The sequence below is a fragment of the Pseudomonas sp. LBUM1657 genome (genome assembly GCF_059716075.1).
In genome coordinates, this window is sequence record NZ_CP166799.1 from 665,225 (window position 1) to 691,424 (window position 26,200).

General features: G+C 60.1%; 21 protein-coding genes and 1 pseudogene. 6 read left to right on the plus strand and 16 right to left on the minus strand.

Annotated elements, in window-relative coordinates; genetic code table 11:
• Nucleotides 1-221: 221 nt before the first annotated feature.
• From ACA055_RS02990 to cbiE, 3 genes are read right to left on the minus strand one after another with little or no spacing between them, the layout of a single operon-like run.
• Nucleotides 222-950, minus strand: coding sequence for a cobalt-precorrin-6A reductase (locus ACA055_RS02990; protein WP_497682299.1), 729 nt, complete (start codon nucleotides 948-950; stop codon nucleotides 222-224).
• On the minus strand, nucleotides 947-2,044 hold the full coding sequence (locus ACA055_RS02995) for a cobalt-precorrin-5B (C(1))-methyltransferase (protein WP_497682300.1): 1,098 nt from the start codon (nucleotides 2,042-2,044) through the stop codon (nucleotides 947-949). The genes ACA055_RS02990 and ACA055_RS02995 overlap by 4 nt, the downstream gene beginning before the upstream one ends.
• Nucleotides 2,037-3,248, minus strand: coding sequence for a precorrin-6y C5,15-methyltransferase (decarboxylating) subunit CbiE (cbiE, locus tag ACA055_RS03000; RefSeq protein ID WP_497682301.1), 1,212 nt, complete (start codon nucleotides 3,246-3,248; stop codon nucleotides 2,037-2,039). The genes ACA055_RS02995 and cbiE overlap by 8 nt, the downstream gene beginning before the upstream one ends.
• A gap of 238 nt (nucleotides 3,249-3,486) precedes the next feature.
• Between cbiE and ACA055_RS03005 the strand changes: the two genes are divergently transcribed.
• From ACA055_RS03005 to ACA055_RS03030, 6 genes are all read left to right on the plus strand, one after another.
• Nucleotides 3,487-4,149, plus strand: a complete 663-nt coding sequence (locus ACA055_RS03005; RefSeq protein WP_497682302.1) for a hypothetical protein — start codon at nucleotides 3,487-3,489, stop codon at nucleotides 4,147-4,149.
• A gap of 67 nt (nucleotides 4,150-4,216) precedes the next feature.
• Nucleotides 4,217-5,602 (plus strand): precorrin-3B synthase, encoded by a 1,386-nt coding sequence (cobG, locus tag ACA055_RS03010; RefSeq protein WP_497682303.1) that lies wholly within the window; start codon nucleotides 4,217-4,219, stop codon nucleotides 5,600-5,602.
• The gene (locus ACA055_RS03015; RefSeq protein WP_497682304.1) at nucleotides 5,595-6,221 is read left to right on the plus strand and encodes a precorrin-8X methylmutase; all 627 of its coding nucleotides are present in this window, start codon (nucleotides 5,595-5,597) and stop codon (nucleotides 6,219-6,221) included. The genes cobG and ACA055_RS03015 overlap by 8 nt, the downstream gene beginning before the upstream one ends.
• A complete protein-coding gene (locus ACA055_RS03020) occupies nucleotides 6,221-6,952 on the plus strand; it encodes a precorrin-2 C(20)-methyltransferase (RefSeq protein WP_497684350.1) in 732 nt (243 codons plus the stop codon). Before ACA055_RS03015 ends, ACA055_RS03020 begins: the two co-directional genes overlap by 1 nt.
• Nucleotides 6,952-8,661 carry a precorrin-3B C(17)-methyltransferase gene (cobJ, locus tag ACA055_RS03025; protein ID WP_497682305.1) on the plus strand — a complete coding sequence of 570 codons (1,710 nt, stop codon included), beginning with the start codon at nucleotides 6,952-6,954 and terminating at the stop codon, nucleotides 8,659-8,661. Before ACA055_RS03020 ends, cobJ begins: the two co-directional genes overlap by 1 nt.
• Before the next feature lie 219 nt (nucleotides 8,662-8,880).
• A complete protein-coding gene (locus ACA055_RS03030) occupies nucleotides 8,881-9,690 on the plus strand; it encodes a hypothetical protein (protein ID WP_497682306.1) in 810 nt (269 codons plus the stop codon).
• A 73-nt stretch (nucleotides 9,691-9,763) separates the two neighbouring features.
• Here the strand turns inward: ACA055_RS03030 and ACA055_RS03035 are convergent, their stop codons facing one another.
• The 13 genes and pseudogenes from ACA055_RS03035 to ACA055_RS03095 form a co-directional block, all read right to left on the minus strand.
• Complete coding sequence (locus tag ACA055_RS03035) at nucleotides 9,764-10,360, minus strand: MarC family protein (protein WP_150765023.1); 597 nt, start codon at nucleotides 10,358-10,360, stop codon at nucleotides 9,764-9,766.
• A gap of 64 nt (nucleotides 10,361-10,424) precedes the next feature.
• Nucleotides 10,425-13,202, minus strand: coding sequence for a hybrid sensor histidine kinase/response regulator (locus tag ACA055_RS03040; RefSeq protein WP_497682307.1), 2,778 nt, complete (start codon nucleotides 13,200-13,202; stop codon nucleotides 10,425-10,427).
• Between the two features lie 99 nt (nucleotides 13,203-13,301).
• Nucleotides 13,302-14,597 carry a phosphoribosylamine--glycine ligase gene (gene purD / locus ACA055_RS03045; RefSeq protein ID WP_497682308.1) on the minus strand — a complete coding sequence of 432 codons (1,296 nt, stop codon included), beginning with the start codon at nucleotides 14,595-14,597 and terminating at the stop codon, nucleotides 13,302-13,304.
• A 189-nt stretch (nucleotides 14,598-14,786) separates the two neighbouring features.
• Nucleotides 14,787-16,394, minus strand: coding sequence for a bifunctional phosphoribosylaminoimidazolecarboxamide formyltransferase/IMP cyclohydrolase (gene purH, locus ACA055_RS03050; protein ID WP_497682309.1), 1,608 nt, complete (start codon nucleotides 16,392-16,394; stop codon nucleotides 14,787-14,789).
• 81 nt (nucleotides 16,395-16,475) lie between these two features.
• Nucleotides 16,476-16,796 (minus strand): DNA-binding transcriptional regulator Fis, encoded by a 321-nt coding sequence (gene fis / locus ACA055_RS03055; protein WP_007907419.1) that lies wholly within the window; start codon nucleotides 16,794-16,796, stop codon nucleotides 16,476-16,478.
• Nucleotides 16,793-17,803, minus strand: a complete 1,011-nt coding sequence (dusB, locus tag ACA055_RS03060; RefSeq protein WP_497682310.1) for a tRNA dihydrouridine synthase DusB — start codon at nucleotides 17,801-17,803, stop codon at nucleotides 16,793-16,795. The genes fis and dusB overlap by 4 nt, the downstream gene beginning before the upstream one ends.
• 185 nt (nucleotides 17,804-17,988) lie before the next feature.
• A complete protein-coding gene (locus ACA055_RS03065; RefSeq protein ID WP_497682311.1) occupies nucleotides 17,989-19,197 on the minus strand; it encodes a DUF3426 domain-containing protein in 1,209 nt (402 codons plus the stop codon).
• A 30-nt stretch (nucleotides 19,198-19,227) separates the two neighbouring features.
• Nucleotides 19,228-20,106: a 50S ribosomal protein L11 methyltransferase gene (gene prmA, locus ACA055_RS03070; RefSeq protein ID WP_497682312.1), complete on the minus strand. Its 879-nt coding sequence runs from the start codon at nucleotides 20,104-20,106 to the stop codon at nucleotides 19,228-19,230.
• A 268-nt stretch (nucleotides 20,107-20,374) separates the two neighbouring features.
• Nucleotides 20,375-21,730 carry an acetyl-CoA carboxylase biotin carboxylase subunit gene (gene accC / locus ACA055_RS03075; protein WP_497682313.1) on the minus strand — a complete coding sequence of 452 codons (1,356 nt, stop codon included), beginning with the start codon at nucleotides 21,728-21,730 and terminating at the stop codon, nucleotides 20,375-20,377.
• 17 nt (nucleotides 21,731-21,747) lie between these two features.
• Complete coding sequence (gene accB / locus ACA055_RS03080) at nucleotides 21,748-22,209, minus strand: acetyl-CoA carboxylase biotin carboxyl carrier protein (RefSeq protein ID WP_208670216.1); 462 nt, start codon at nucleotides 22,207-22,209, stop codon at nucleotides 21,748-21,750.
• Between the two features lie 24 nt (nucleotides 22,210-22,233).
• On the minus strand, nucleotides 22,234-22,689 hold the full coding sequence (gene aroQ / locus ACA055_RS03085; protein ID WP_497648339.1) for a type II 3-dehydroquinate dehydratase: 456 nt from the start codon (nucleotides 22,687-22,689) through the stop codon (nucleotides 22,234-22,236).
• 131 nt (nucleotides 22,690-22,820) lie between these two features.
• Nucleotides 22,821-24,566: a protein-disulfide reductase DsbD gene (locus ACA055_RS03090; RefSeq protein ID WP_497682314.1), complete on the minus strand. Its 1,746-nt coding sequence runs from the start codon at nucleotides 24,564-24,566 to the stop codon at nucleotides 22,821-22,823.
• 173 nt (nucleotides 24,567-24,739) lie between these two features.
• A pseudogene (locus tag ACA055_RS03095) lies at nucleotides 24,740-25,246 on the minus strand (methyl-accepting chemotaxis protein); the annotation flags it as partial.
• Between the last annotated feature and the right edge of the window lie 954 nt (nucleotides 25,247-26,200).

The window sequence follows — 26,200 nt, forward strand, 5'->3', positions numbered from 1 at the left end:
TCCATAGCCTTCATGATAGTCGCGAATTACGGATCGGCAGTGCTGCTCAATGCAAAGTCTGGTTGATTCGTAGGCTCCAACCTTTGCATCGCCAGCCAGGACGCTTTCGCGGGCAAGCCCGCTCCCACATTGGACCTTGTCGGACACAAATCCAGGGCCAGACAAAGAAACCCTGTGGGAGCGGGCTTGCCCGCGAAGGCGTCGTAAGGTGTTCGCAATTCTCAGGTTAGTAACCGTTCTGTCATTGCTCGCAGCACCTCGACCACCGACCCAAACTCCCGCTCAACCCTCGGCAACACCGGTCGCTTCAACACCAGCACCGGCACCCCGCGTTCGCGCGCCACTTCCAGCTTCGGTTCGGTGGCGGTGCTGCCGCTGTTTTTGCTGATCAGCACGTCAATTTGCCGGTGTTCGAACAGTTCGCGTTCATCGTCGATCAGGAACGGCCCGCGCGCACCGATGACGTCGCAGCGTTCGTTGCCCGGATAAACGTCCAGCGCGCGCAGCGTCCAGAATTGTTCCGGCGGGATTTCATGCAGGTGCTGCAACGGTTCGCGGCCAAGGGTGAACAGCGGCCGGTGAAAGGGTTTCAACGCTTCGATCAGCCCGGCCCAGTCGCTGACTTCCCGCCAGTCATCCCCAGCCTGTGGCTGCCAGGCCGGACGCCTCAGCGCCCAGCATGGAATGCCGCTCAACTGTGCGGCCGTCGCGGCGTTCTGACTGATTTGTGCGGCGTAGGGGTGAGTGGCGTCCAGCAGCAGATCGATGCCTTCATCCCGAATGAACTGCGCCAGCCCTTCGGCGCCGCCGTAGCCGCCGACGCGAACCTGGCAGGTCAGATCCGTCGGCACGCGACCGACGCCGGCCAGGCTATAGATGTGTTCGGGCCCGAGGGTTCGAGCGATGGCCAGGGCTTCCGTCACGCCGCCGAGCAACAAAATGCGCTTCATTGAAAAACTCCCGCATGGCCAACAATCCCGCCCTGGCGATCGATGGCAAACACTTCGACCTGGACCTGCGCAGGTACCACGCTGCGAGCAAAGTCCAAGGCGTGCTGACACACCGCGTCGCCAAGGGCAATCCCGGCAGCGCTGGTCATTGCCAAGGCTTGTTGACTGGTGTTGGCTTCGCGGATGCTTTGCTGCAACACCTCATCGGCGCCGATCGCAGCGGCCCACTCGGCCAGTTGCGGCAGGTCAATGCTCGAATGCCGACTGTGCAAATCCATATGCCCGGCCGCCAGTTTGCTGATCTTGCCGAAGCCACCACAAATACTGAGTTTATCCACCGGCACTTTGCGCAGATGCTTGAGCACTGCCCCGACGAAGTCGCCCATTTCGATCAGGGCGATTTCCGGCAAGTCGTAGACCCGGCGCATGGTGTCCTCGCTGGCGTTGCCGGTACAGGCGGCGATGTGCAGGTAGCCATTGGTTTTTGCCACATCGATGCCCTGATGGATCGAGGCGATATAAGCCGCGCAGGAAAATGGCCGGACGATGCCGCTGGTGCCGAGAATCGACAGTCCACCGAGAATCCCCAATCGCGGGTTCATGGTTTTCAACGCCAGCGCTTCGCCGTCTTCAACGTTCACCGTCACCTCGAAACCGCCGCTGTAGTCGAGATCATCCGCCAACCGCGTCAGGTGATCGCTGATCATCTTGCGCGGTACCGGGTTGATCGCCGGCTCACCGACACCCAACACCAAGCCTGGACGGGTCACTGTGCCGACGCCCTTGCCAGCGTTGAAACGAATGCCCGGCTCGCCGCTCAGCCGTACCTGGGAATAGAGCAGCGCGCCATGGGTCACGTCCGGATCGTCACCGGCGTCCTTGAGGGTTCCGGCCTCGGCGCCGTCGTCCATCAATCGACAGAACTCCAGGCGCATCTGCACCTGCTTGCCCTTGGGCAGAACGATCTGAACCGCGTCCGCCGTCGCGCCGCTGAGTAACAGACGGGCGGCGGCGAGGCTGGTCGCGGTGGCGCAGCTGCCGGTGGTCAGGCCACTGCGCAGTGGTGCAGGTTGTTCGGCGGTTTCGTCACGCATCGATGGGCTTCGTCACGTCCAGCAAAGTAATCGGCAACGCCTGGCGCCAGGTATCGAATTCCCCCAATGGCTGGGCCTGGGCGATATGAATGCGCGTCAGCTCCCCGCCAAGTCGCTCGCGCCAGGCCATCAGGGTCATTTCACTTTGCAGGGTCACCGCGTTGGCGACCAGTCGACCGCCGGGCTTGAGTTGGGCCCAACAGGTATCGAGCACGCCTTCGCGGGTCACGCCGCCGCCAATGAAAATCGCGTCCGGGCGTTCGAGCCCCGCCAGGGCTTGCGGCGCACTGCCGCGAATCAACTGCAATCCGGGCACGCCCAGGGCATCGCGGTTGTGTTCGATCAACTCTTGGCGTCCATCATCCGCTTCGATGGCGAGCGTGCGGCAACTCGGATGGGCGCGCATCCATTCGATGCCGATCGAGCCGCTGCCGGCGCCGACGTCCCACAGCAATTCGCCGGGGGTCGGGGCGAGGTGGGCGAGGGTGATGGCGCGGACATCGCGTTTGGTCAGTTGACCGTCGTGCTTGAACGCCGTGTCCGGCAGGCCGGCCAGTCGTGAAAGGCGCGGTGTGTTCGGTTCGGCGATGCACTCGATGGCGATCAGGTTCAGGTCAGCGATATCGGGCTCGGTCCAGTCGCTGGCAATGCCTTCGATGCGTCGTTCGGCTGCACCACCCAAATGCTCCAGCACCGTGAGGCGACTCGGTCCGAATCCACGATCACGCAACAGCGCGGCGATCGCGCCAGGGCTTTGGCCGTCGTTGCTCAGTACCAGCAAACGAACGCCGCTGAACAACTGCGCGTTAAGCGCTGCGATCGGGCGGGCGACCACGGACAATGTCACCACATCCTGCAACGGCCAGCCCATTCGCGCGGCGGCGAGGGAGCAGGAGGAGGGTGCCGGCAGGATCAGCATTTCATCACTGGGTAATTGCCGAGCAAGGCTGGCGCCCACACCGAAGAACATCGGGTCGCCGCTGGCCAGCACACAAACAGGCTCACCACGCAGGGCTATCAATGCATCGAGGGAGAACGGAACAGGCCAGAGCTGGCGTTCGCCGCGGATGCATGGCGGCAGCAGATCCAGTTGGCGTTGGGCGCCCACGATCCTTGAAGCGCCGATCAGGGCTCGACGGGCATTTTTGCCCAGGCCCTTGAAGCCGTCTTCACCGATACCCGTTACGGTCAGCCACGCAGTCATGTCCATCCTCTGTCGAATTGCGAAGTCCTGTGTCGTTACAGGCGTCCATATGATAGCGCGGAGGCTGTCCGTAAGCTTGGCCTGTTTTCTATTGGGAATAACCTTAAAGTCCAGGTTCGCATGTGTTGAATATATAAATAAGTTTGTGGGTTTGGTCTTATTTGGAATTGCAATGCGGTGTTGTAAGTGGGGGTAGGTTGGCTTAGTTTTCGTGGTGTTTAAATTAAAGGATTAAATCATGGAAGATAAAAATCGTGGCGCAGTTGTTACGGGCCCAACGATAGTGTCAATGGAGGGAGGGTCCCTTGCGGATTTTGACGATGTAACGGACTGCACCTTGATTTCATCGTTGAATGCAGACCTGGAAGCCAGTCGTTTCACCCAATCGGAACAATGGTTCAATAGCTATGGAAGCTGTCTCGACTGGATCGGATGGGAGCCGGTAGGTGATTCGTATACAAGGCGCCGCGATACCATTTACGGCAATGTGGTACAGACCTATTTACGGTCATTGTCGTCAAGGCAAAATACAAAGCTTGGCAGCAGCGTAATCAACTTGTTGATCGATTCATTCGATGCCATTAAAGGAAACAGCCCGGCCACTTATTCTCTGGATCAGGAAACGGCCGGAGGCGAACTCTTTCAAGTCACTCCCTTCTGGCGTGACGGAGCGGGCAAGTTACGGATGCAAGTCACTCGATTGAAGTTGGTAGCCAGCGTGAAGTCCGAGCAATTTCTATTTCACACAGTGGATGATGGCTCGGCCAGCCTTTTACAGTACTACGCCGAATTCGTGCTGAATGAGGCCAGGCTCAATGAAAAAAGGCAGCTCATACAACAGAAACTAAAAGAAAACAGAATGGCCAGATTCAAACTCAGGCTGAAGTCTTCGCACGGCTGAGCCAGGCCTTTGTGCTTATGAAGCACCCGTGGCAGGGAGTGAGAACCGGGCGACGCGCGGGCTTTTCATGCTTTCTAGCAAAGCAGGCATAATAGCGACCCTTCGCCCTGCAGCCGGTCATCTTGTGAGCCCACGACAGCAGCCTCCTTCCTTACGCCCTTCGGCATGCCCGGGGTTGCTGCGTATTGTCCAGGCATTGGACGGCGGGATCTGTCGGATCAAACTGGCGGGCGGTTCCATCAGTTCGGAACAGGCAGAGGCCGTGGCCGATGCCGCGCAACAGTACGCGGGCGGGGTGATCGAGGCGACTAATCGAGCCAACCTGCAGATTCGTGGTATTGGCCACGAACACGCTGCATTGATTGGTTTGTTACTCGAGGCAGGTTTGGGCCCGACCACCGACGCAGGCGACGATGTGCGCAATGTGATGCTCAGTCCCAGCGCGGGCATTGACCAGCAGATGCGCTTCGACATCCGCCCGCTGGGCACACAGATTCTCCAGAGCCTGGAAACGCTCTCACACCTGCATGACCTGTCGGCCAAGTTCGCGGTGCAACTCGATGGCGGCGAAGCGCTGGCGATGCTTAATCACCCTCATGACTTATGGTTGTCGGCCATCGAATTGAACGGAAAGTCGATGCTGGCTTTCGGTTTTGCGGGATGTCCGGTCGATGCGCCGTCGGGCGCGGTGCCACAGGCTTTGGGGCACGAGTTGGTGATCAACGTCCTGGAGCTGTTTCTCGAACTGGCCCGTCCCGACCAGACGCGTATGCGGCACCTGCTGGCCGAACTGTCGGTCAGGGATTTCATGGCGCAATTGACCGCGCGCTTGAGTGAGCACCCGATCAACGTTGCAGGGTGGAACCGCCCAACTTCCTCAACGCCGCAGCACATTGGCACTTATCCACAGCGTCAACGTGGTTTCGCCTACATTGGCGCGAGCGTGCCGTTGGGGCGACTGGACCCGGACATGCTCAGAGGCGCGTCGCAACTGGCCAAGGTCTACGGCGACGGCAGCGTGCGCTTCACACCGTGGCAAAGCCTGCTGCTTCCCGGCATCCGGCTCGAAGATACGTCAGCGGTAACTGAAGCATTGGGTCGGTTCGGATTTCTCTGTTCAGCGGATCAATCACTGGCCCACTTGATCGCCTGCACCGGTTCGACGGGCTGCGCCAAAGGCCTGGCCGACACCAAGGATGACGCTTTGCAATTGGCCGCGCTGCTGCAGCACCACGGACATGTGCTGAGCGTGCACCTGACCGGTTGTTCGCGTTCCTGTGCCGCCGCGCATATTGCGCCGGTCACTTTGCTGGCCATCACCCCCGGTCATTACGACCTCTATTTTCGCGATGCGGGGCAGCCGGGTTTCGGCGCACTGCACGCACGCAACCTTACTATTGAAGCGGTCGGCGCCTTGCTCGACGCCCGCTCACGGAGCCCCCTTGATGCTTGATTACATCCGCGACGGTCAGGAGATCTATCGCAACTCCTTCGCGATCATTCGCGCCGAGGCCAACCTCGACCGGATCCCGGCCGATCTTGAAAAACTCGCGGTACGAGTGATTCACGCCTGCGGGATGGTCGATGCGATTGACGGACTGCAATTCTCCGCAGGCGCGGGCAAGGCCGGGCGTGAGGCGCTGGCCGCCGGTGCGCCGATTCTGTGTGATGCGCGGATGGTTTCCGAAGGTGTGACCCGCACGCGCTTGCCTGCGAACAACGAGGTCATTTGCACCCTGCGTGATGAAAGCGTTCCCGAGCTGGCCCGTGAACTGGGCAACACCCGTTCCGCCGCGGCGCTGGAACTGTGGCGCCCGCACCTGGAAGGCAGCGTGGTGGTGATCGGCAACGCGCCGACCGCACTGTTTTATCTGCTGGAAATGCTCGACGCCGGCGCACCGAAACCGGCGCTGATCCTCGGCTTCCCGGTGGGCTTTGTCGGCGCCGCCGAATCCAAGGCTATGCTTGCGGCAGACAGTCGCGGTGTTCCCTTCGTCATCATGCAAGGCCGGCTGGGCGGTAGCGCCATGGCCGCCGCCGCCGTCAATGCCCTCGCCACGGAGATCGAATGATGCAGCAACCTGGACGTTTGATCGGCCTTGGCGTCGGCCCCGGTGATCCGGAACTGATCACCGTCAAAGCCCTGCGCCTGCTGCGTGAATCGCCCGTGGTGGCGTACTTCGTCGCCAAGGGCAAGAAGGGTAATGCCTTCGGCATCATCGAGGCGCATCTGCAGGATGCACAAACTTTGCTGCCGCTGGTGTATCCGGTGACGACCGAGGCGTTGCCCGCTCCGTTGTCCTACGAGCAAGTGATCAGCGATTTCTACGATGCGGCCGGCGAAGAACTCGCCGCGCATCTCGATGCCGGTCGGGACGTGGCGGTGATTTGCGAAGGCGACCCGTTCTTTTACGGCTCCTACATGTACCTGCACGATCGCCTGGCTGAGCGCTATGTAGCCGAAGTCGTGCCAGGTGTGTGCTCGATGTTGGGTGGTGCTTCGGTGTTGGGTGCGCCGTTGGTGTATCGCAATCAGAGTTTGTCGGTGCTGTCCGGCGTGCTGCCTCACGATGACCTCAAGCGTCGTCTGGCTGACGCCGATGCCGCCGTGATCATGAAGCTGGGGCGTAACTTTCCCAAAGTCCGTCAGGTGCTCGAAGAACTCGGTCTCGCGGAGCGGGCGCTGTACGTCGAGCGCGCAACCATGGCGAACCAGAAGATCGTCCCGCTGGATCAGGTCGAGCCGATGTCCTCGCCGTACTTCTCGCTGATCATCGTCCCGGGTGAAAGGTGGCAAGGCTGATGGCCCGTCCAGTTCCGACGATTGTCATTCTTGGCAATGGCAGCCTCGCGACCGCGCGCAAAATTCAACAGGTGTACCCCGGAGCGCTGATCCACGGCCTGGCCGAACGGGTCGACGGCGCGGACCGTGTCTACAACGAATTCGGTGCCACTCTGCGCGAGCTCTATCAGCAGGACACGCCGATCATTGCGTTGTGCGCGGCCGGCATCGTGATCCGCACCCTGGCGCCGTTGCTCCTGGAAAAAGGCGCCGAGCCGCCAGTGCTGGCCGTTGCCGAAGACGGCAGCGCGGTGGTGCCGCTGCTCGGTGGTCTTGGCGGGGTGAATGTCATGGCCCGTGAGATCGCGGCTGGTCTTGATGTGGCAGCGGCCATCACGACCAGCGGTGAATTGCGTTTCGGCACCTGTCTACTCAATCCGCCCGAGGGTTATGCCCTCGGCGATCTGGAACTGGGCAAGCGTTTCGTGTCCGATTTGCTGGCGGGTGAAACTGTGCGCATCGAAGGCGCGGCACCCTGGTTGGCGCAAGCGCAGCTGCCTGAAAATCCTCTGGCGCGGCTGGCGGTTCATGTCGGTCATGCCGAGCGTACGCCAGCAGCCAACGAACTATTGATCTATCCGCGCAATGTACTCGTGGCAGTGAGTGCCCGCGTAGCGAACTTGCCGGGTGCCATTCGCGATGCTTTGCATGAGGCCAAAATCGCCGCGCAATCGGTGGCCTGTGTGCTGGCCGCCGACACCGAAATGGCCAGCCCGGCGCTGCATGAAGCCGCGCTTGAACTGGGTGTGCCGCTGCGTTTTACAAACGATGTCGGCGCGCTCAGCGAACTGGCGTGCAAGGCTATCGGGCAGCCTGTTTCGTTCTTCGGCGATGACGCCATTGCCATCGCGGTCGCCGAGCAGCCTCTGGACCCGTTGTCGATTGGCCGTCCACGCGGTCGTTTGGCAGTGATCGGCTTGGGCCCAGGCGCTGCCGAGCTGATGGTGCCGGCGGTCAAGGCTGAGCTTGCTCGTGCCAATGATGTGCTCGGTTACGAAACTTATGTGCGCATGGCTGGGCCGTTTCGCGCGGATCAAGTGATGCATTGCACCGACAACCGCGAAGAAATGCAGCGAGCGCGTCACGCTTTCGAGCTGGCGGCGCAAGGGCGTTCGGTGGTGGTGGTTTCATCGGGCGATCCGGGTGTTTTTGCCATGGCTGCCGCGGTGCTGGAAGCGCTTCACGAGTCCACCGAGGCGGCGTGGCACAACGTCGATCTGGAAATTTTGCCGGGTGTCTCTGCCTCGCTGGCGACGGCCGCGCAGGCGGGGGCGCCGTTGGGGCATGATTTCTGTGTGTTGTCGCTGTCGGACAACCTCAAGCCTTGGGCGATCATCGAGAAGCGTCTGGACCTGGCCGCTCAAGCGGATTTGGCATTGGCTTTCTACAATCCGATTTCCCGTTCGCGTCCATGGCAGTTAGGCCAGGCGCTGGACATCGTCGCCCGGCATCGCACACCTGAAACGCCGGTGGTCCTGGGGCGCGATATCGGTCGTCCGGGCCAGACCTTGCGGGTGACAACGCTCGGTCAATTGACGCCCGATCAGGTGGACATGCGAACCATGGTACTTGTCGGGTCCTCCACGACGCGTGTGATACTTCGCCCGGATGGTCGTTTATGGGTATACACACCGCGTAGTTACGGCGATAAGCTGGTACCCATTCAATAACAAGTTTCCTGTTTTTCTTTTTCAATTGCCCGATCATCTGAGTCGTTTGCTCATGATGATCGTGCTGTTGTTGTCTGCATTTGTTTAAATGCAGTGCTTGTTAAAAGTTGTTGTGGTGTACATATGTGGTATTCAATTGAAGTTGTAGGGTGTGTGATATTTGGTTAGTTTAATTAGCACCCAGGTGGGTAATAATTAACTGGCAATGGAATCTTTTATATGGATATTAATGAGAGTCGCGTAACCGTGGCAGAGAGTGTTGATTTTGTACGTGCGTGTATCCAGAAGCGTAAACAGGTTGGCATGATTCGCGCGCGTTCTGCAGCAATTGCGAATGTTTCGAATCCGACCAAGGAGCTGGATGCGCTGGTGCTAGGGGATAGTTTGATCGGCTATGGAGATAATATCAGCCTTGGCAACATGAAGGTCATCGAAGATATTATTACCATGTCGAAAGTCGAGGCGAAGTATCAGGTTCCCGACAATAAGAATGCAAAAGACAGGTATGTCGAGTTTCTGAAATGTATGGAGGCATTGGGTTGCTTTGTTCCAGATGCAGGTTACTCTAAATATCGGTCGAATTCGCTGAATGTAACTATGGATAATGTGATGGTTGATATTATCCAGGCTACAGTGGAGGCTGCGAAAGCTGCTATTCCAGGCGCTACAGTACTCAGCGCTGTCACGAATTCCACGTTGACTGCACTGAAGAAAGAATCTGAAGCAATCAAACTGTTGAACATCGAATCGAAAGATGCCGAAGGCGTGCGTTTATCAACAATCCCCTGCGAGCAGTTGCCTAACGGCCTTATTGTCGTCGCATTGGCAGCCGTGGATCATCGGGGCAGCAGTGATAATGGTGGTGTTCTTTTTGTTAACTGGAAGACGTCGGCTCTCGATGTGTTCCAGGGTAAGGCGTTCTTGACCTTCAATCCGGCTCGTTATGCGGAAGTAAAGGAGCAGGTAGAAAAGTATCTCGCCGCCCATAGAAAAACGTTGCTGTCCAAGCGGTTTAGCAGGCGTCCATAAGGTGGCGCCGCCAGAGGCTCCATGTCTCTGGCTTCCCGAAAAGTAACGTGCGCTAGTCCAGGTCGGGATGTCCCTAAGGCACCAGATAACCCTTCACACCCGTAAAAATAATCTGCGCCGCCAACGCACAAACGAACAACCCCATCAACCGGCTGACAATCTGCAAGCCCTGGTCACCAAGAATGCGCTCGATGCGGTTCGATAGATAAAGCACCACGCCGACCGTAAAACTGGCCAGGGCGATACTGATAATGGCCATGAGTTTGTCATCCCAATGCGGCTGGCTCACGCCCATTACCAGCAAAGCGCCGATGGTGCCGGGGCCGACCGTCAGGGGAATGGTGAGCGGGACGATGGTCACGTCCTGTTGCACGTTGTCGGTCTGCACAGCCGACTTTCCTTGCGCCATGCCCAGCGCCGAGATGAACAGCACGCTGCCGGCACCGATGCGGAACGCGTCCACGGTGATGCCGAAAACATTGAAAATCACCCGCCCGAACAAATACAGCAGGACGCTGGAGACCAGCGTGGCGGTTGCCACTTTCCACGCCAGTCGGCGTTGTTCCTTGCGTGAATAACCGCGAGTCAGGCTGATAAAGCAGGACAACACGAAGAACGGGCTGTAGAGCACCAGCATCTTCAGGTAAACGCTGAACAACACGTGGAGCATGGGGCAAGCTCACTGGCGAGGGAAGTCGAGGGGGAGTCTATCAGGCACTGCGGGGTCTGTCGGCTCAGGACGTTTGAGTTGCCGCCCGGTTTTGCTGATCGCGATGCGCAACCCAGTGTTCGATGAGATCGCGCAACTGTGACAGCTCGACCGGTTTGGCCATGTGCCCGTCCATGCCGGCCTGGCGCGCACGTTCTTTGTGTTCGGCGAGGATGTGAGCGGTCAGCGCCACCACGGGGGTGCGAATTCGCTGGTTGCCGACTTCCCAGGCACGCAATTGCTGGGTCGCCGAGAAGCCGTCGAGGATCGGCATTTCGCAGTCCATCAGTACCAGGTCGTAACGCTGGGCTTTCATGGCCTGCAAGGCTTCTTCGCCATTGCTGGCGGTGTCTGGCTGCAGGTTGAGTTTGCCCAGCATGCCGCGAATAACCTTGGTCGAGATGCTGTTGTCTTCGGCCACCAGGATGCGGAAATCGCTGGGCACCTTCACCGGCAGGGTAGGGCCGGTGGGCAGATGGGGCGAGACGACCAAGCCCTTGTTCCGCTGATTCAGTTCATCCGCCAGCGTCGTCTTGAGGGTGTAGCCGGCCACCGGTTTGGCGAGGATGCGTTTGATCCCGGAGTTGCGCGCGATGATCTTGCTCGGCGCATTGCTGATGCCGGTGAGCATGATCAGCAGGATGTCATGGTTCAGGCTCGGGTCTTCCTTGATCTTGGCCGCCAGTTGCATGCCGGTCATGCCGGGCATGTTCTGGTCCAGCAGGACCACGTCGAAATAATCGCGCAGGTGAGCTTTGGTACGCAGCAGCGCGAGGGCCTCCTTGCCGGACGGTACGGCACTGACGTTCAGGCCCCAGGCGCTGCACTGTTGCACCAGCACTTTGCGACAGGTGTCGTTGTCGTCCACCACCAGCACCCGTGCACCCTGCAGAGGGCCATCGAGATCGGACGTCGGGTGTTCGAGACGGTCAGGGTCCAGCGGCAACGTCAGCCACAGGGTACTGCCCTGGTTGGAGCCACTCTTGATGCCGAATTCCCCTTGCATCAAGCGAATCAATTGGCGGGCAATGACCAGCCCCAGATTGCCCCCCAGGCGCGTGGCCGAAAGGAAGTTTTTGCTATGCAGTTCGGCATGCATCAGCGCGTCGCGCTCTTCGGCGTCCATGGGCTCGCCGCTGTCCTGCACGGCGATGCGCAAGCGCGGTTTGGTACTGCGTTCGTCCAGTGCGACGACAATCAGGATTTCGCCTTCGTCGGTTTTCTTCAGGGCGTTTTCCAGCAGGCTCAGTAATGTCTGGCGCAGGCGCGTCGGGTCACCGCTGATGACCCGCGGTACTTGCGGCTGGATGAAGCTGATCAACTCGACGTTCTGCTGTTCGGCCTTGGCGCGGAAGATGCTCAGGCAGTCTTCGATCAGTGCATTGAGATCGAACTGCACATCGTCCAGCTCGATCTGCCCGGACTCCAGCTTTGAGATGTCGAGAATCTCGTTGATCAGGGTCAGCAGCTCGTTGCCGGCGCTGTGGATCGTTTGCACATAGTCGCGCTGTTTGACCGAAAGCGGCGTGCCGAGCAGCAGCTCGGTCATGCCCAGCACGCCATTCATCGGGGTACGTATTTCGTGGCTGATCTTCGCCAGGAATTCAGCCTTGGCGTTGATCTCGGCATTGCTGGCGGCCAGGTCGCGGCTGATGCTGAAGCGGTCTTCGGTGATGCTGCGCTGGCGTTCGCTCAGGGCAATGCTCATCAGCAGGCCGCTGATGCAGATGAACACCAGCAAGGTGGTGATCAGGCCTTGAGGTTCCACCAGGGTCAACCCCAGAAGGGCCGGCAGGATAATCAGCGTGCCGAGGTTGAACACCACCATGGCCGCCACGAAAAGACGCGCCGGGCGATAGCCTTTTTGCCAATGATAGGCGCTGACGAACAACATGCTCAGGCCCGCCAGGGCGACCAGCGCGTAGGTGATGATATTCAGTGGCAGCGTGTTGACGAACAACAACAGCAGGCCGCAGACAATGATGATCAGGATGTCGCCCAGCAGCAGCTTGTTCAGCGGGTGCGGGCCGAGTGGGGCAAAGAAGCGATAGGCGAACATCAGGCCGCACGGTGCCGTCAGCAGCAAAGCGAGGTAGGCGCCCGGCGTTTGAATCGCATGCCAGTCCGGCAACCATGGCCCGACCAGGTTCAGCAGCAGCGCCAGGCTGAGCATCAACAGGGCTTCACAGCCTGACAGCCAGAGACTGCTGCGCGAGCGGGTATAGGCGTAACGGATGAGGTTGTGCAGGATCAACATCGCAAGGCAGCCAAACAGCAGACCGTAGATCAGTGTCTGGTTCTGGTTGGCCGCGGTCACGATTGCCGATTGCAGGGTGATGTAGGGCCGCAACTGGTGTTCGGAGACCAGTCGCAGGTAAACGTCAAGGGATTTGTCGCTTTGTGGCAGCGGCAGCATGTATTCGCTGCTGGGCAATGGTCGCTCAACCTGGGGCTGCTGCGTACCGGTGCTCGATTGCTCGATCAGCGTGTCGCCGTCCAGCACGTAAAGCTGAAGGTGTGCCAGATCGGGAGCGAACACCCGCAGCAATTGTTCGTGCTTGCCGGGCGCGAGTTTGAACCGCAGCCATAACGCGCCCTCGGGCTCGGCCGCGGTGAGGCGGTCAAGTTCGATGGGACTGAATTGATTGATGTAGCGAGCGGAACGGATGTCGCTCAGCTGCAGATCGCCCTGTTCGTCGAGCAATACTGCCCAGCCACTGCCTTGCGCGGCTTGGGCCGGAAGCATGCAGAGCAAGGTCAGCAGCGTGACGGTGAAACCTATGGCAATCCTGAGCCAGCGCACGGCGAAATCCCTTCGTAGGTTAATGCCAGAATATAACTATGCGCGGCGCCGGAATAGTCAGGCAAGGGCTCGAAGCCCTTGCCTTGCCGAATGGCTGGCTTATTCCTGATTTTCGCCGCGCTCGCGGGCAATGGCTCGATAGCCAATGTCCTTGCGATAGAAACAGCCTTCCCAGTCAATCTCGGCCGCGAGCTTGTAAGCTTGCTGCTGAGCCGCATCAACGCTGGCGCCCATGGCGGTCGCGCAAAGCACCCGACCACCGGCTGTCACCACTTGTCCATCCTTGAGCGCAGTGCCGGCGTGGAAGACTTTCCCTTCCAGTGCAGCGGCTGCATCCAGACCATTGATGGCCACGCCTTTAGCGTAGTCGCCAGGATAGCCGCCAGCAGCCAGTACGATGCCGACGCTCGGACGTGGATCCCATTGCGCTTCGACCTTGTCCAGGGCTTGCGCCAGGGCCGCTTCAACCAGCAACACCAGGCTCGACTGCAAACGCAGCATTACCGGTTGGGTCTCAGGGTCGCCGAAACGGCAGTTGAATTCGATGACTTTTGGGTTACCAGCTTTGTCGATCATCAGGCCGGCGTACAGGAAACCGGTGTAGACATTGCCTTCCTCGGCCATGCCGCGCACGGTCGGCCAGATCACCAGGTCCATGACGCGCTTATGCACTTCGCTGGTGACCACTGGAGCCGGGGAGTAAGCACCCATGCCGCCAGTATTCGGACCGGTATCGCCGTCACCGACACGTTTGTGATCCTGGCTGGTGGCCATCGGCAGTACGTTCTTGCCGTCGACCATGACGATGAAGCTGGCTTCTTCGCCGTCCAGGAACTCTTCGATCACCACGCGGGAACCGGCGTCGCCAAAGGCATTGCCTGCCAGCATGTCGCGAACGGCGTCTTCGGCTTCGGCCAGGGTCATGGCAACGATCACGCCTTTACCGGCGGCCAGGCCATCGGCCTTGATCACGATCGGTGCGCCTTTCTCGCGCAGGTAAGCCAGGGCTGGCTCGATCTCGGTGAAGTTCTGGTAGTCGGCCGTCGGGATCTTGTGGCGAGCCAGGAAGTCCTTGGTGAACGCTTTCGAGCCTTCCAGCTGAGCAGCGCCAGCGGTCGGACCGAAGCAGTCCAGGCCACGGGAGCGGAACAGATCGACGACGCCAGCGACCAGCGGCACTTCCGGACCGACGATGGTCAGGGAAACGTTCTTCTCGGCAAAGTCTGCCAGTTGCTCAAGGGCCAGCACGTCAATGGCGACGTTCTCGCACTTGGCTTCAATGGCGGTGCCGGCGTTGCCGGGCGCCACGAAAACTTTCTGCACGCGCGGATCCTGAGCCACTTTCCAGGCCAGGGCGTGTTCACGGCCACCGCTGCCAATGATCAAAACATTCATTTCAAAAACCTCGGATGACGCTAATTCTGTTTTAGAACCTAAAGCGCTTCACGCCGTAGGAGGTCGCAATGAAGCCGGTAGATGCAAGGCGGAGTCGACCTCGATGAGCGGAGTTGCCTTTTGGCAATGAGCATCATCGAGGTCGGCTCCAACGCAGCAGATGCCGGCTTCAGTGCGGCCGTTGTCTAGTTAGTGACGGAAGTGGCGCATGCCGGTGAATACCATCGCGATGCCGGCCTCGTCTGCCGCCGCAATCACTTCGTTGTCACGCATCGAACCGCCTGGCTGGATCACCGCAGTGATACCGACCTTGGCCGCATTGTCGATGCCGTCGCGAAACGGGAAGAACGCATCCGAAGCCATGACCGCGCCCTGCACCTGCAAGCCTGCGTGTTCAGCCTTGATCGCAGCGATACGGGCGGAATTCACACGGCTCATCTGGCCAGCGCCGACACCGATGGTCTGACGGTTCTTGGCGTAAACGATGGCGTTGGATTTAACGTACTTGGCGACTTTCCAAGCGAAGATCAGGTCGTTGATTTCCTGCTCGGTCGGCGCGCGCTTGGTGACGACTTTCAGGTCATCGGCACCGATCATGCCGATGTCGCGGCTCTGCACCAGCAGGCCACCGTTGACGCGTTTGTAATCCCAGGCAGCGGAGCGATCAGCCGACCACTCGCCGCAGGCCAGCAGGCGTACGTTGGCTTTCGCGGCAACAATGGCGCGGGCTTCTTCACTGACGCTTGGGGCGATGATCACTTCGACGAACTGACGCTCGACGATAGCCTTGGCGGTCTCGGCATCCAGCTCGCGGTTGAAGGCAATGATGCCGCCGAACGCGGATTCGGTATCCGTGGCGTAGGCCAGTTCGTAGGCCTGACGGATGCCGCCTTCGGCGTCCGGGCTCACGGCCACGCCGCACGGGTTGGCATGCTTGACGATCACGCAGGCCGGCTTGACGAAGCTCTTCACGCATTCCAGCGCGGCGTCGGTGTCGGCCACGTTGTTGTACGACAGTTCTTTACCTTGCAGTTGGGTCGCGGTGGCGATGCCCACTTCGGCAGGCTTGGCTTCAACGTAGAACGCCGCGCTCTGGTGCGGGTTCTCGCCGTAGCGCATTTCCTGGGCCTTGACGAACTGGCTGTTGAAGGTGCGCGGGAACTCGCTGCGGCCTTCAGTGCTGAGGGTTTCAGCCGCCTGGTTCACGGTGCCCATGTAGTTGGCGATCATGCCGTCGTAGGCGGCAGTGTGTTCGAAGGCCTTGAGCATCAGGTCGAAACGCTGTGCGTAAGTCAGGCCGCCGGCCTTTAGGCTTTCCAGGACGTTGGCGTAATCGCTGGCATTGACCACGATGGCCACGTCTTTGTGGTTTTTTGCTGCTGAGCGAACCATGGTCGGGCCGCCGATATCGATGTTCTCGATGGCGGTCGGCAGGTCGCAGCCCGGCTTGTTGATGGTGGCTTCGAACGGGTAGAGGTTGACCGCTACCAGGTCGATCGGCTTGATGCCGTGCTCGTTCATGATGGCGTCGTCGATACCGCGACGACCGAGGATCCCGCCGTGGATTTTCGGGTGCAGGGTTTTCACCCGACCGTCCATCATTTCTGCGAAACCGGTGTAATCCGCGACTTCCACTGCGGCAACACCGTTGTCGCGCAGCAGCTTGAACGTCCCGCCGGTGGAGAGGATCTCGACACCCAGGGTTTCAAGTTCCTTGGCGAATTCGAGGATCCCGGTCTTGTCGGAAACGCTGATCAAGGCGCGGCGGATCGGCAGGCGGGTAGTCTGGTCGGTCATTTCAATTTCCATCAAAAGCAAAGGAGTCAGCAAAAAAGGCGACCGGTTTTACGCGGGCGCCTTTCTGGTTTGATTGAATGCTTACAGCAAATCGTACTGCTTGAGTTTCTTGCGCAGGGTGCCTCGGTTCAGTCCGAGCAACTCACTGGCCTTGGTCTGGTTGCCCTTGACGTAGTTCATCACGCACTCGAGCAGGGGAGCCTCGACTTCGGAGAGCACCAGGTTGTACACATCCGTGACGGCTGCGCCCTCAAGGTGGGCGAAATAATTGTGCAGCGCCTTCTCGACACTCCCGCGAAGGGTCTGACCTTCTTCGCTCGGCGTATTGAGGTGCTGTTTCAAATTCACGTTGTCGCTCACGGGTGTTGTTCCACTCACTAAAGTCTCGGTCATCATCGTCATGCGGCCACCCACTCTCCGTCCCCTGTCAGGCTCTTGTAACGTTCGGCGAAGAAGCCCTGAACGTTGGCGCATTGTGCTTCCGTATCTTCCAAACGATTGAAGTGGGCGCGAAACTCCCTGGCGCCCGGCAAGGTTGCGAGATACCAGCCCACATGCTTTCGAGCAATGCGTACGCCCATCACGTCTCCGTAGAAAACGTGCAGTGCAGCCAGATGCTCTAGCAGAATGCGTTCCACCTCGATCAGCTCCAGTGCCGGAAGTTTTTCGCCGGTACGCAGAAAATGATCGATCTCACGAAAAATCCATGGCCGCCCCTGGGCGGCCCGGCCTATCAACAGGCCATCGGCACCGGTCGCGTCGAGCACGTACCGAGCCTTTTCTGGCGAATCGATATCGCCATTGGCAAAGACCGGAATCGACACGGCCTGCTTGATCGCGGCAATGGTGTCGTACTCGGCTTCACCGGTGTACAGGTCGGCACGGGTGCGGCCATGGACCGCCAACGCCGTAATGCCTGCCTGCTCGGCGATCTTCGCCACCGTCAGGCCATTCTTGTTGTCCCGGTCCCAGCCGGTACGGATTTTCAGGGTGACCGGCACATCAACTGCAGCCACCACGGCCTGCAGGATCTCGGTCACCAATGCCTCATCCTTCAACAGTGCGGAACCGGCGGCCTTGTTGCAGACCTTCTTCGCCGGACAGCCCATGTTGATATCAATAATCTGTGCGCCCAGTTCGACGTTGGCCCGGGCCGCATCCGCCAGCATCTGTGCGTCACCACCGGCGATCTGTACCGAGCGTGGCTCGGGATCACCTTCGTGGATCATGCGCATGCGCGACTTGCGGGTGTTCCACAAACTCATGTCGCTGGTGACCATTTCCGAGACTACTAGCCCCGCGCCCAGTCGCTTGCACAGCTGACGAAAGGGCTGGTCTGTGACGCCCGCCATGGGGGCGAGAATCAAGCCGTTGTGCAATGTAAATGGACCGATGCGTACCGCCGACATAGGACTTCCCTGTTGTGGGGCCGGATCATGAGAGTTCGAAAAAGGGTTGGCATGATACCCGCTCTCGATGACTGGATAAAGGCTGAATTGAACAAAATCTGAACAGTTATTCTGTTATCGCCAGCGGTTTGGTCCCGACAGGCAAAGTCAGAAAACCGTCGTCAATCGGGGATCAGTGAATCGTTTCACTCGGGCGAATGAAAGCTCAGGCTGTAGTTCACCGCTTTGGCGCCCGGATCGAGAATGTCCAGCGCGATGTGGATCGGCGTTTGCGGTGGCATCTCCACCATGCCTTCGAGGTCGCCGTTTAGGTACTCGCCGGGTTTGAAGCGACGGCTGGCGATCAGGTGACCGTTAAGGTCGGCAAAGCGCAGCTCCAGCAGCGGAAAGGGCTGGGAGAAGGGCGCACGGTTGTAGATGATCGCATCGACCACCAAGGCGCCATTGAAGTCCGGATGGCTGCGGACCACCAGGTTGCTGCTTTTGATTTTTGCGATGTCGACCTTGGATGGCACGGTGCAGCCGATTTGCGGGCACAGTTGCTGAAACCAGGGGCGGTATTGGTCCTGGCGCGCCAGTTCGTCGAAATGGTAGGCGATGTACTGACCGGCGAGGGCGGCAGCGCCGAGCAGGATCAGCAGCAACCATAAAAAGCGTCGGCCCCACGGCGAACGGCGTTTTTGCCAATCCAGTTGCAGCGGGTCGTCGGTCAGGTCTTGCAGGGTGTCAACGCGGACTGCCGGTTCACGCTTCCTGCGCAGCGGCTCGATCGAGGGCAGATCGTCGTCGATTTCATCGGTCGCTGACAGGCGCTCATGGTGCAACGGGGCATCAAGTGGATCGTGCAGGCGCAGCTGGGGCGGTACAGGTGCGTCGTCCAGTTCCACCGGTTCCAGGGACAGCGAAGGTTCGGTGCGCGAGGTGGTGCTCGGTTCGAGCTCGAGCTCCGGCAGGTCATCTTCAGCGACTAGTGCGCGATCGGCAGCCGATTCGCTGAAGAGGCTGTCGGACCACGGTTCTGCCTCGTGCTCGACGGTATCGCGGCTAGCGCTCAGGTTGTCTTCGCGGTGCCGGCCGAATTCGGTGGTCGGCTGGATTTCCCGCTGTTCAAGCCGGGCGAGTTCTTCGTCCAGGTCCAGGCTGTCCAGGTCCAATTCAGCGGCGGTCCACTGCTTTTGGCTGATGGCACGCTGCTCCGGCGGTTCGACACTGGCCGGCGCCACTGGCGTGATCGTTTCCTTGCCGGTCCGCTGCTCAAGCAACTGCTTGGCGGCATTGAACACCTGCAAGCACGAGCCGCAACGAACCACTCCTCGGGCCACGCTCAATTGAGCATGGCTGACGCGGAAGCTGGTTTGGCAATGCGGGCACTGGGTGACGAAGCTGTCGGTCATGCGGCGATCCGGTTTATGCAGGCGTTCATTCTAGCGCCGACGGCCAGTGATGCGCACCCAGCCATCGCGATTGGCGATCGGGTCCAGGTCGAAGTCTTGGGCGTAGGCTTTGGCAACTTCTTCACCTTGCTCGGCGAGGATGCCCGACAGCGCCAGGCGACCACCCGGCTTGACCAGGCTGGACAACTGCGGCGCCAGGGAAACCAGCGGGCCGGCCAGAATGTTGGCCACCAGCACATCGGCCTGAACCTGCGGCAAGTCTTCTGGCAGGTACAGCGGGAACAGTTCCTCGGCAATGTTGTTGCGCCCGGCGTTGTCGCGGGAAGCTTCCAGCGCCTGCACGTCGATGTCAGTACCGACGGCTTCCTTGGCGCCCAGCAGCAGGGCGGCAATCGCCAGAATTCCCGAGCCGCACCCGAAATCCAGCACGTTGCAGTCTTTCAAGTCCTGACCGTCGAGCCATTCCAGGCACAGTGCCGTGGTCGGATGAGTGCCGGTGCCGAATGCAAGGCCCGGGTCCAGCAGCAAATTAACGGCGTCAGGCTCGGGCGCGGCGTGCCAGCTTGGGACGATCCACAAGCGCTGACCAAAACGCATCGGCTGGAAACCGTCCATCCAGCTGCGTTCCCAATCCTGATCTTCGATTACTTCGCTGTGATGCTCGGGCAGCGGGGTGCCGGTCAGCAGTTCAAGGTGGGCCAGCACGGTGGAGGCTTCGGTGCCGCCTTCGAACAGCGCCAGCAAGTGCGTGTGGGACCATAGCGGCGTGGTGTTGAGTTCCGGCTCGAAGATCGGCTGGTCTTCGGCGTCCATGAAAGTCACCGACACGGCGCCCACTTCAAGGAACGCGTCTTCGTAGGTTTCGGCTTGTTCTGGGCTGATGGCGAGACGGACTTGCAGCCAAGGCATGGCGGGCACCTTTGAAAAATATAGATTGCAGCCTAGCGGGCTGCGAGAAGCGCGCAAGTTTACGCGAGCGCGGGGCTTTTGTGGGAGTCCACTGTACCTGTGGGAGCGAGCTTGTTCGCGAAGAGGCCGGCATATCCGGTATTGATGTCGACTGACACACCGGCATCGCGAGCAAGCTCGCTCCCACAGGGGCGTCGCGACAGGTCAGATGAAACCTTCAGAAACAACAAAGCCGCTCGAAAGCGGCTTTGTTGGTCTGGATCACATCTTAATGCTGGCCAGCCAGCTTGTGTTCCAGGTAGTGGATGTTGATTCCACCTTTGCAGAAGCCTTCATCGCGGACCAGGTCGCGGTGCAGCGGGATGTTGGTCTTGATCCCGTCGACTACGATTTCGTCCAGCGCATTGCGCATGCGCGCCAAGGCTTCGTCACGGGTTGCGCCGTAGGTGATCAGCTTGCCGATCAACGAATCGTAGTTTGGCGGAACGGCATAGCCACTGTACAGGTGCGAATCGACGCGAACGCCATTGCCGCCTGGAGCGTGGAAATGCTTGACCGTGCCTGGGCTCGGCATGAAGGTTTTCGGGTCTTCGGCGTTGATCCGGCATTCCAGAGCATGACCGCGGATAACCACGTCTTCCTGGGTATACGACAACTTGTTGCCAGCGGCGATGCTGAGCATCTCCTTGACGATGTCGATGCCAGTGACCATTTCCGAAACCGGGTGCTCAACCTGAACGCGGGTGTTCATTTCGATGAAATAGAACGCGCCGTTCTCGTACAGGAACTCGAAAGTGCCCGCGCCACGGTAGTTGATGTCGATGCAAGCCTTGACGCAGCGTGCGAGGACTTCAGCGCGTGCCTTCTCGTCGATGCCCGGTGCCGGCGCTTCTTCGAGAACCTTCTGGTGACGACGTTGCAGCGAGCAATCGCGGTCGCCCAGATGGATGGCGTGGCCCTGGCCGTCGGAAAGTACCTGGACTTCCACGTGACGTGGGTTGGTCAGGAATTTTTCCAGATAGACCATCGGGTTGCCGAACGCCGCGCCTGCTTCGGAGCGGGTCAGTTTCGCCGAGGAGATCAGGTCTTCTTCTTTGTGCACAACGCGCATGCCGCGACCACCGCCGCCGCCAGCGGCCTTGATGATCACCGGGTAACCGACTTCGCGACCGATGCGCAGAGCGGTTTCTTCGTCTTCAGGCAACGGGCCGTCGGAACCCGGAACGGTTGGCACGCCGGCAGCGATCATGGCGTGCTTGGCCGATACCTTGTCGCCCATCAGGCGAATGGTGTCGGCTTTCGGGCCGATGAAGGCGAAGCCGGAGTTTTCGACCTGTTCGGCAAAGTCGGCGTTTTCCGCAAGGAAACCGTAGCCTGGGTGAATGGCGGTAGCGCCGGTCACTTCAGCTGCGGCGATGATTGCCGGAATGTGCAGGTAGGAGTGGGCGGCCGATGCCGGACCGATGCAGACGGATTCGTCTGCCAGGCCCAGGTGCATCAATTCCTTGTCGGCCTTGGAGTAAACGGCGACAGTCTTGATGCCCATCTCTTTGCAGGCTCGCAGAATCCGCAGGGCAATCTCACCGCGGTTGGCGATCAGAACTTTTTCCAACTTCGCAGTCATCAAAGGCTCTCCGCGGTTCAAACGATGGTGAACAGCGGTTGGTCGTACTCAACCGGCTGGCCGTCTTCGACGAGGATGGATTCGATCACACCGCTGGTTTCAGCTTCGATGTGGTTCATCATCTTCATCGCTTCAACGATGCACAGGGTGTCGCCCTTCTTCACGGTCTGGCCAACTTCTACGAAGGACGGCGAGGACGGCGAGGATTTGCGATAAAAGGTGCCGACCATAGGCGAACGGGCAACGGCGCCGTTCAGGACTGGCGCAGCAGGAGCCGCAGGTGCAGCAGCGGCAACCGGGGCAGCAGCAACTGGCGCAGGCGCCGGAGCATGCATTGGAGCCGGTGCGTAATACTGCTGAGCCGGGGTCTTGCTGTGGCGGCTGATGCGTACGGACTCTTCGCCTTCCTTGATCTCGAGCTCGTCGATGCCGGACTCTTCCAGCAATTCGATCAGTTTCTTAACTTTACGGATATCCATGAATCATCAACTCCCAAGGGTCGGTCAGGGGCGTTTAGCTTGTAGTTCAAGCTGTTCCAGGGCGGCCTCCAGGGCCAGTCGATAACCGCTGGCGCCAAGGCCGCAGATCACTCCCACCGCTACGTCGGAGAAGTAAGAGTGATGGCGGAAAGGTTCGCGTTTGTGCACGTTAGACAAATGCACTTCGATGAATGGGATGCTCACCGCCAGCAGCGCGTCACGTAATGCGACACTTGTATGCGTAAAAGCTGCTGGGTTGATCAGAATGAAGTCCACACCTTCGCTGCTGGCAGCGTGGATGCGGTCGATCAATTCGTACTCGGCGTTACTTTGCAGGTGCAGCAAATGGTGGCCGGCTTCACGGGCACGGCGTTCCAGGTCCTGGTTGATCTGCGCCAGCGTCGTTGCGCCGTAGGTGCCCGGTTCGCGGGTGCCGAGCATGTTCAGGTTGGGTCCGTGCAGAACCAATAGGGTCGCCATCTGCTGTTCCTTGTTATCTGTGTGCAATTGTCAGAACCCGGCGACTATGCCGCAAAGCCTTTGTGACTGTCCAGTTCTATGCAATAGCCAGCACGATGGCCGATGTTTGCGCGAAATATATGACCGAGTGATTAAATCCGGTCATTTGCTTTCTCGACACGTTCGGCGAAGTCCGTGGCGCTGATCTCGCCAACCACTCGCACATCGGCACGTTCCACGCCGTCCTTGCCGAAAAGCATCAGGGCTGGAGGGCCGAACAATTTATAGCGATCGAGCAGGGCGCGTTGCTCGGCGTTACTGGCGGTGATGTCGAAGCGGATCAGCCGATAGCCCTTGAGGCGTTCGACGACCTTGGCATCGTTGAGCACTTCACGTTCGATGACTTTGCAGCTGATGCACCAGTCGGCGTACCAGTCGAGCAGCAGCGGGGTGGCGGAGGCGCTGGCTTCGGCGAGGACGCGATCGAGCTCTGCCGGAGTGCTGATGGTTTGCCAGTTTCTGCTGTCTTGCGGTTGTTCGCCGCTAGTGACGATGCGCGGCTGGCCAATGGGATTGAACGGATCGGTCTGGCCGCTGAATGCGCCATACCAACAGGCCAGCGCATAAAACAGCAGGAACATCCCCAGCAATTGCCCCACGCGTTTTCGAGGAGGTTTGTAGACGAACTCCAGCGCGCCCATGAACAATCCGACGCCACCGGCGAGCAAGCCGATCAGTAACAAAGTGATCTGGCCCGGCAAGACGCGACTGAGCAACCCGATCGACAGCCCCAGCAACAAAACGCCAATCGCATTTTTCACATAGACCAGCCACGGGCCGCTCTTCGGCAACCAGGCTGCGCCACCGGTGCCTACCAGCACGAGCGGTGCGCCCATGCCGAGCCCGAGCATGAACAATTTCAACCCACCACCCAGTGCATCGCCGCTGGCGCTGATGTACAGCAGCGCCCCGGCCAGCGGTGCCGAAACACAGGGTGAAACCAGCAGGCTGGAAACCACGCCCAGCACCGCCGCACCCCACAGCGAGCCGCCTTCGGTGCGCCCGGCAATGCGGTCCAGCCGGCTGCTGATGGCGTGCGGCAACTTGAGTTCGAAGACGCCGAACATCGCCAGGGCAAACAGCGCAAAAAACAGCGCGAACGGCGCCAGTACCCAAGCCGATTGCAGGCGAGCCTGAAGATTGAGCTGCGCACCGAACATCCCCATCAAGGCGCCGAGCAGAGCGAAACAGATGGCCATTGGCAACACATAGGCCAGGGACAGGTTGAAGCCGCGCAAACCGCCGACCTGACCGCGCAACACCACGCCGGAAAGAATCGGCAGCATGGGCAGTACGCAAGGGGTGAACGTCAGGCCGAGGCCGGCGAGGAAGAACAGCGCGAGCTCCCGCCAGCTCCAGTTCGGGGTGGCGACGCCGGCGCCACTGGCATTGATGCTCAGGCGCTCGGTCTCGGGTGGATAGCACAGGCCTTTGTCGGCGCAGCCTTGATACGTAACGGCGAGCGTAAAAGCACGTTGATCGGTGCGCGGCAGTTCTACATCGAGAATGCCGTGGTAGACCTCGACATCGCCGAAATACTCATCGTGCTTCTGTTCACCCTTGGGCAGTTGCGCCGCGCCCAGGCTAATGTCGGCCGGATCTGCGCGGAACTGGAAGCGATGCCGGTAGAGGTAGTAACCCTCGGTCGCGACGAAACGTAGCTTGATCGATTGTGGCGTGCTTTCTACCAGGCTCAACTGAAAGGCTTCGCGAACTGGCAGGAAGTCGGCGCTGTTGTTGATCGAGCCCAGGGTCGAACTGGGTCGACTCTCCAGCAACCCGGCGGCGGTGGCCGGCAGGGCGAGCACTAAAAACAGCAGGCAGAGCAAGCGGCGCATGACAGTCTCGCGTATCGAAAGTGAGGGCATGATAGCGGACGGCGGGCGGGTGTGCAGGGCGGGAGTTGTGCGGTGATTGTTCCGGCGCCTTCGCGAGCAAGCCCGCTCCCACATTGGATCTGCGTCGTACACAATTCAAATGTGGGAGCGGGCTTGCTCGCGAAGGCGATCTGTCAGACGCGGAAGGCCTGAACGGCCGTATGCAGCCGCCCACCCAGCACCAACAAATGCTCCCCTTGCTCGCGTCCCTCGCCGATTCGCAGCAAGTTATCCCCACCCAATTGGTGAATCCGCTCACTGTGATCGCGGATTTCGCTGACGGCGCCGCTCTGCTGCGCGGTGACATCGGCGATGCGCACGGCGGTGTCGGAAATGGTCTGGATCGCCCCGACGATTTTGTCCAGCGCGCCGTCGGCCGCTTGCGCCTGATTGGCGGTGGCTTCGGCGTGTTCGACCTGGGCACGCATGCCTTCCACCGATTGCCGGGCGGCGGCTTGCAGGCCGGCGATCAGGGTCTGGATCTCCGCCGTGGCGCCAGCGGTGCGTTGCGCCAGTGAGCGAACTTCCTCGGCCACCACGGCAAACCCGCGACCCATTTCCCCGGCGCGGGCGGCTTCGATGGCGGCGTTCAGGGCCAGCAGGTTGGTCTGGTCGGCAATCGAACGGATCACCGTCAACACGCCACCGATGGTCGCGGACTCCTCGGCCAGATGCTCAATCATCTGTGCATTGCCTTGCACTTCACCCACCAGCGCATGCAGACCGGTGAGGCTCAGACCGATGACTTTCTGGCCATGCTCCACCGCCAGTCCGGCATGGCGACTGGCGTCGGCGGCCTGGCTGGCATCGCCGGCGACTTGTTGAATGGTCGCCTCCAGCTCACCGAGAGAATCGCGGATCAGCGCCGTGTCGCCTGCCTGATGTTCCGCGCCGCTGTGCAGTTCATTGCTCAACTCGGCCAGGGTACGGCTGCTGCCGGCGACCTGTTCGGCGTTGAGACGAATAGTCCCGACCAGGTCCACCAGATAGGCGCGCAAGCGATTGAGCGAGGCTTGAATGTCATGCAGTTCGCGGTTGGTCGCGCCCAGTTCAATGTCCCGGCTGAAGTCGCCCTCGGCCCAGGTCGAAAGCGCCGGCGCCAGGTTGGTCAGGGTTCGGGCCAAACGTCGTTGCAGGGTATCGATGAGCAACGCGATCAGCAGGATCAGGCCGATCATCACCCCTTGCATCAGCCGCACCTCGCTCTGGATCTGCCCGTGTTGGGCGCGAACTGCCGGTTCCAGTCCGGCGATGGCCTGCTGTACGGCGGCGATTTTAAGGTGCGTCGCGGCGCTGAGTTCGGCGCGTTTCTGGATCTGATCGCGGGTGCGCGCAAGTTCGGCGGGATAGCGGGTCAGCAGGCTGTTCAGTTCACGCTTGAGGCCGACACCTGCATCTTCGGCGACGGTTTTCTCGGAGTTCTCCAGGCCCATCATCGCCGCGAAATCGTCGGTGTTCGATTCACTGCTGGTGGTCACGCCCAGCAGCGGCAAGGCGTCCAGAAGCTCAGCCTGAGTGCGGATGTTGGTCACTTCACGCTCGACATCGGCAGCCAGTTCGCTGCGACCGCTGCTGACCAGTTTGCCCCGGGCCAG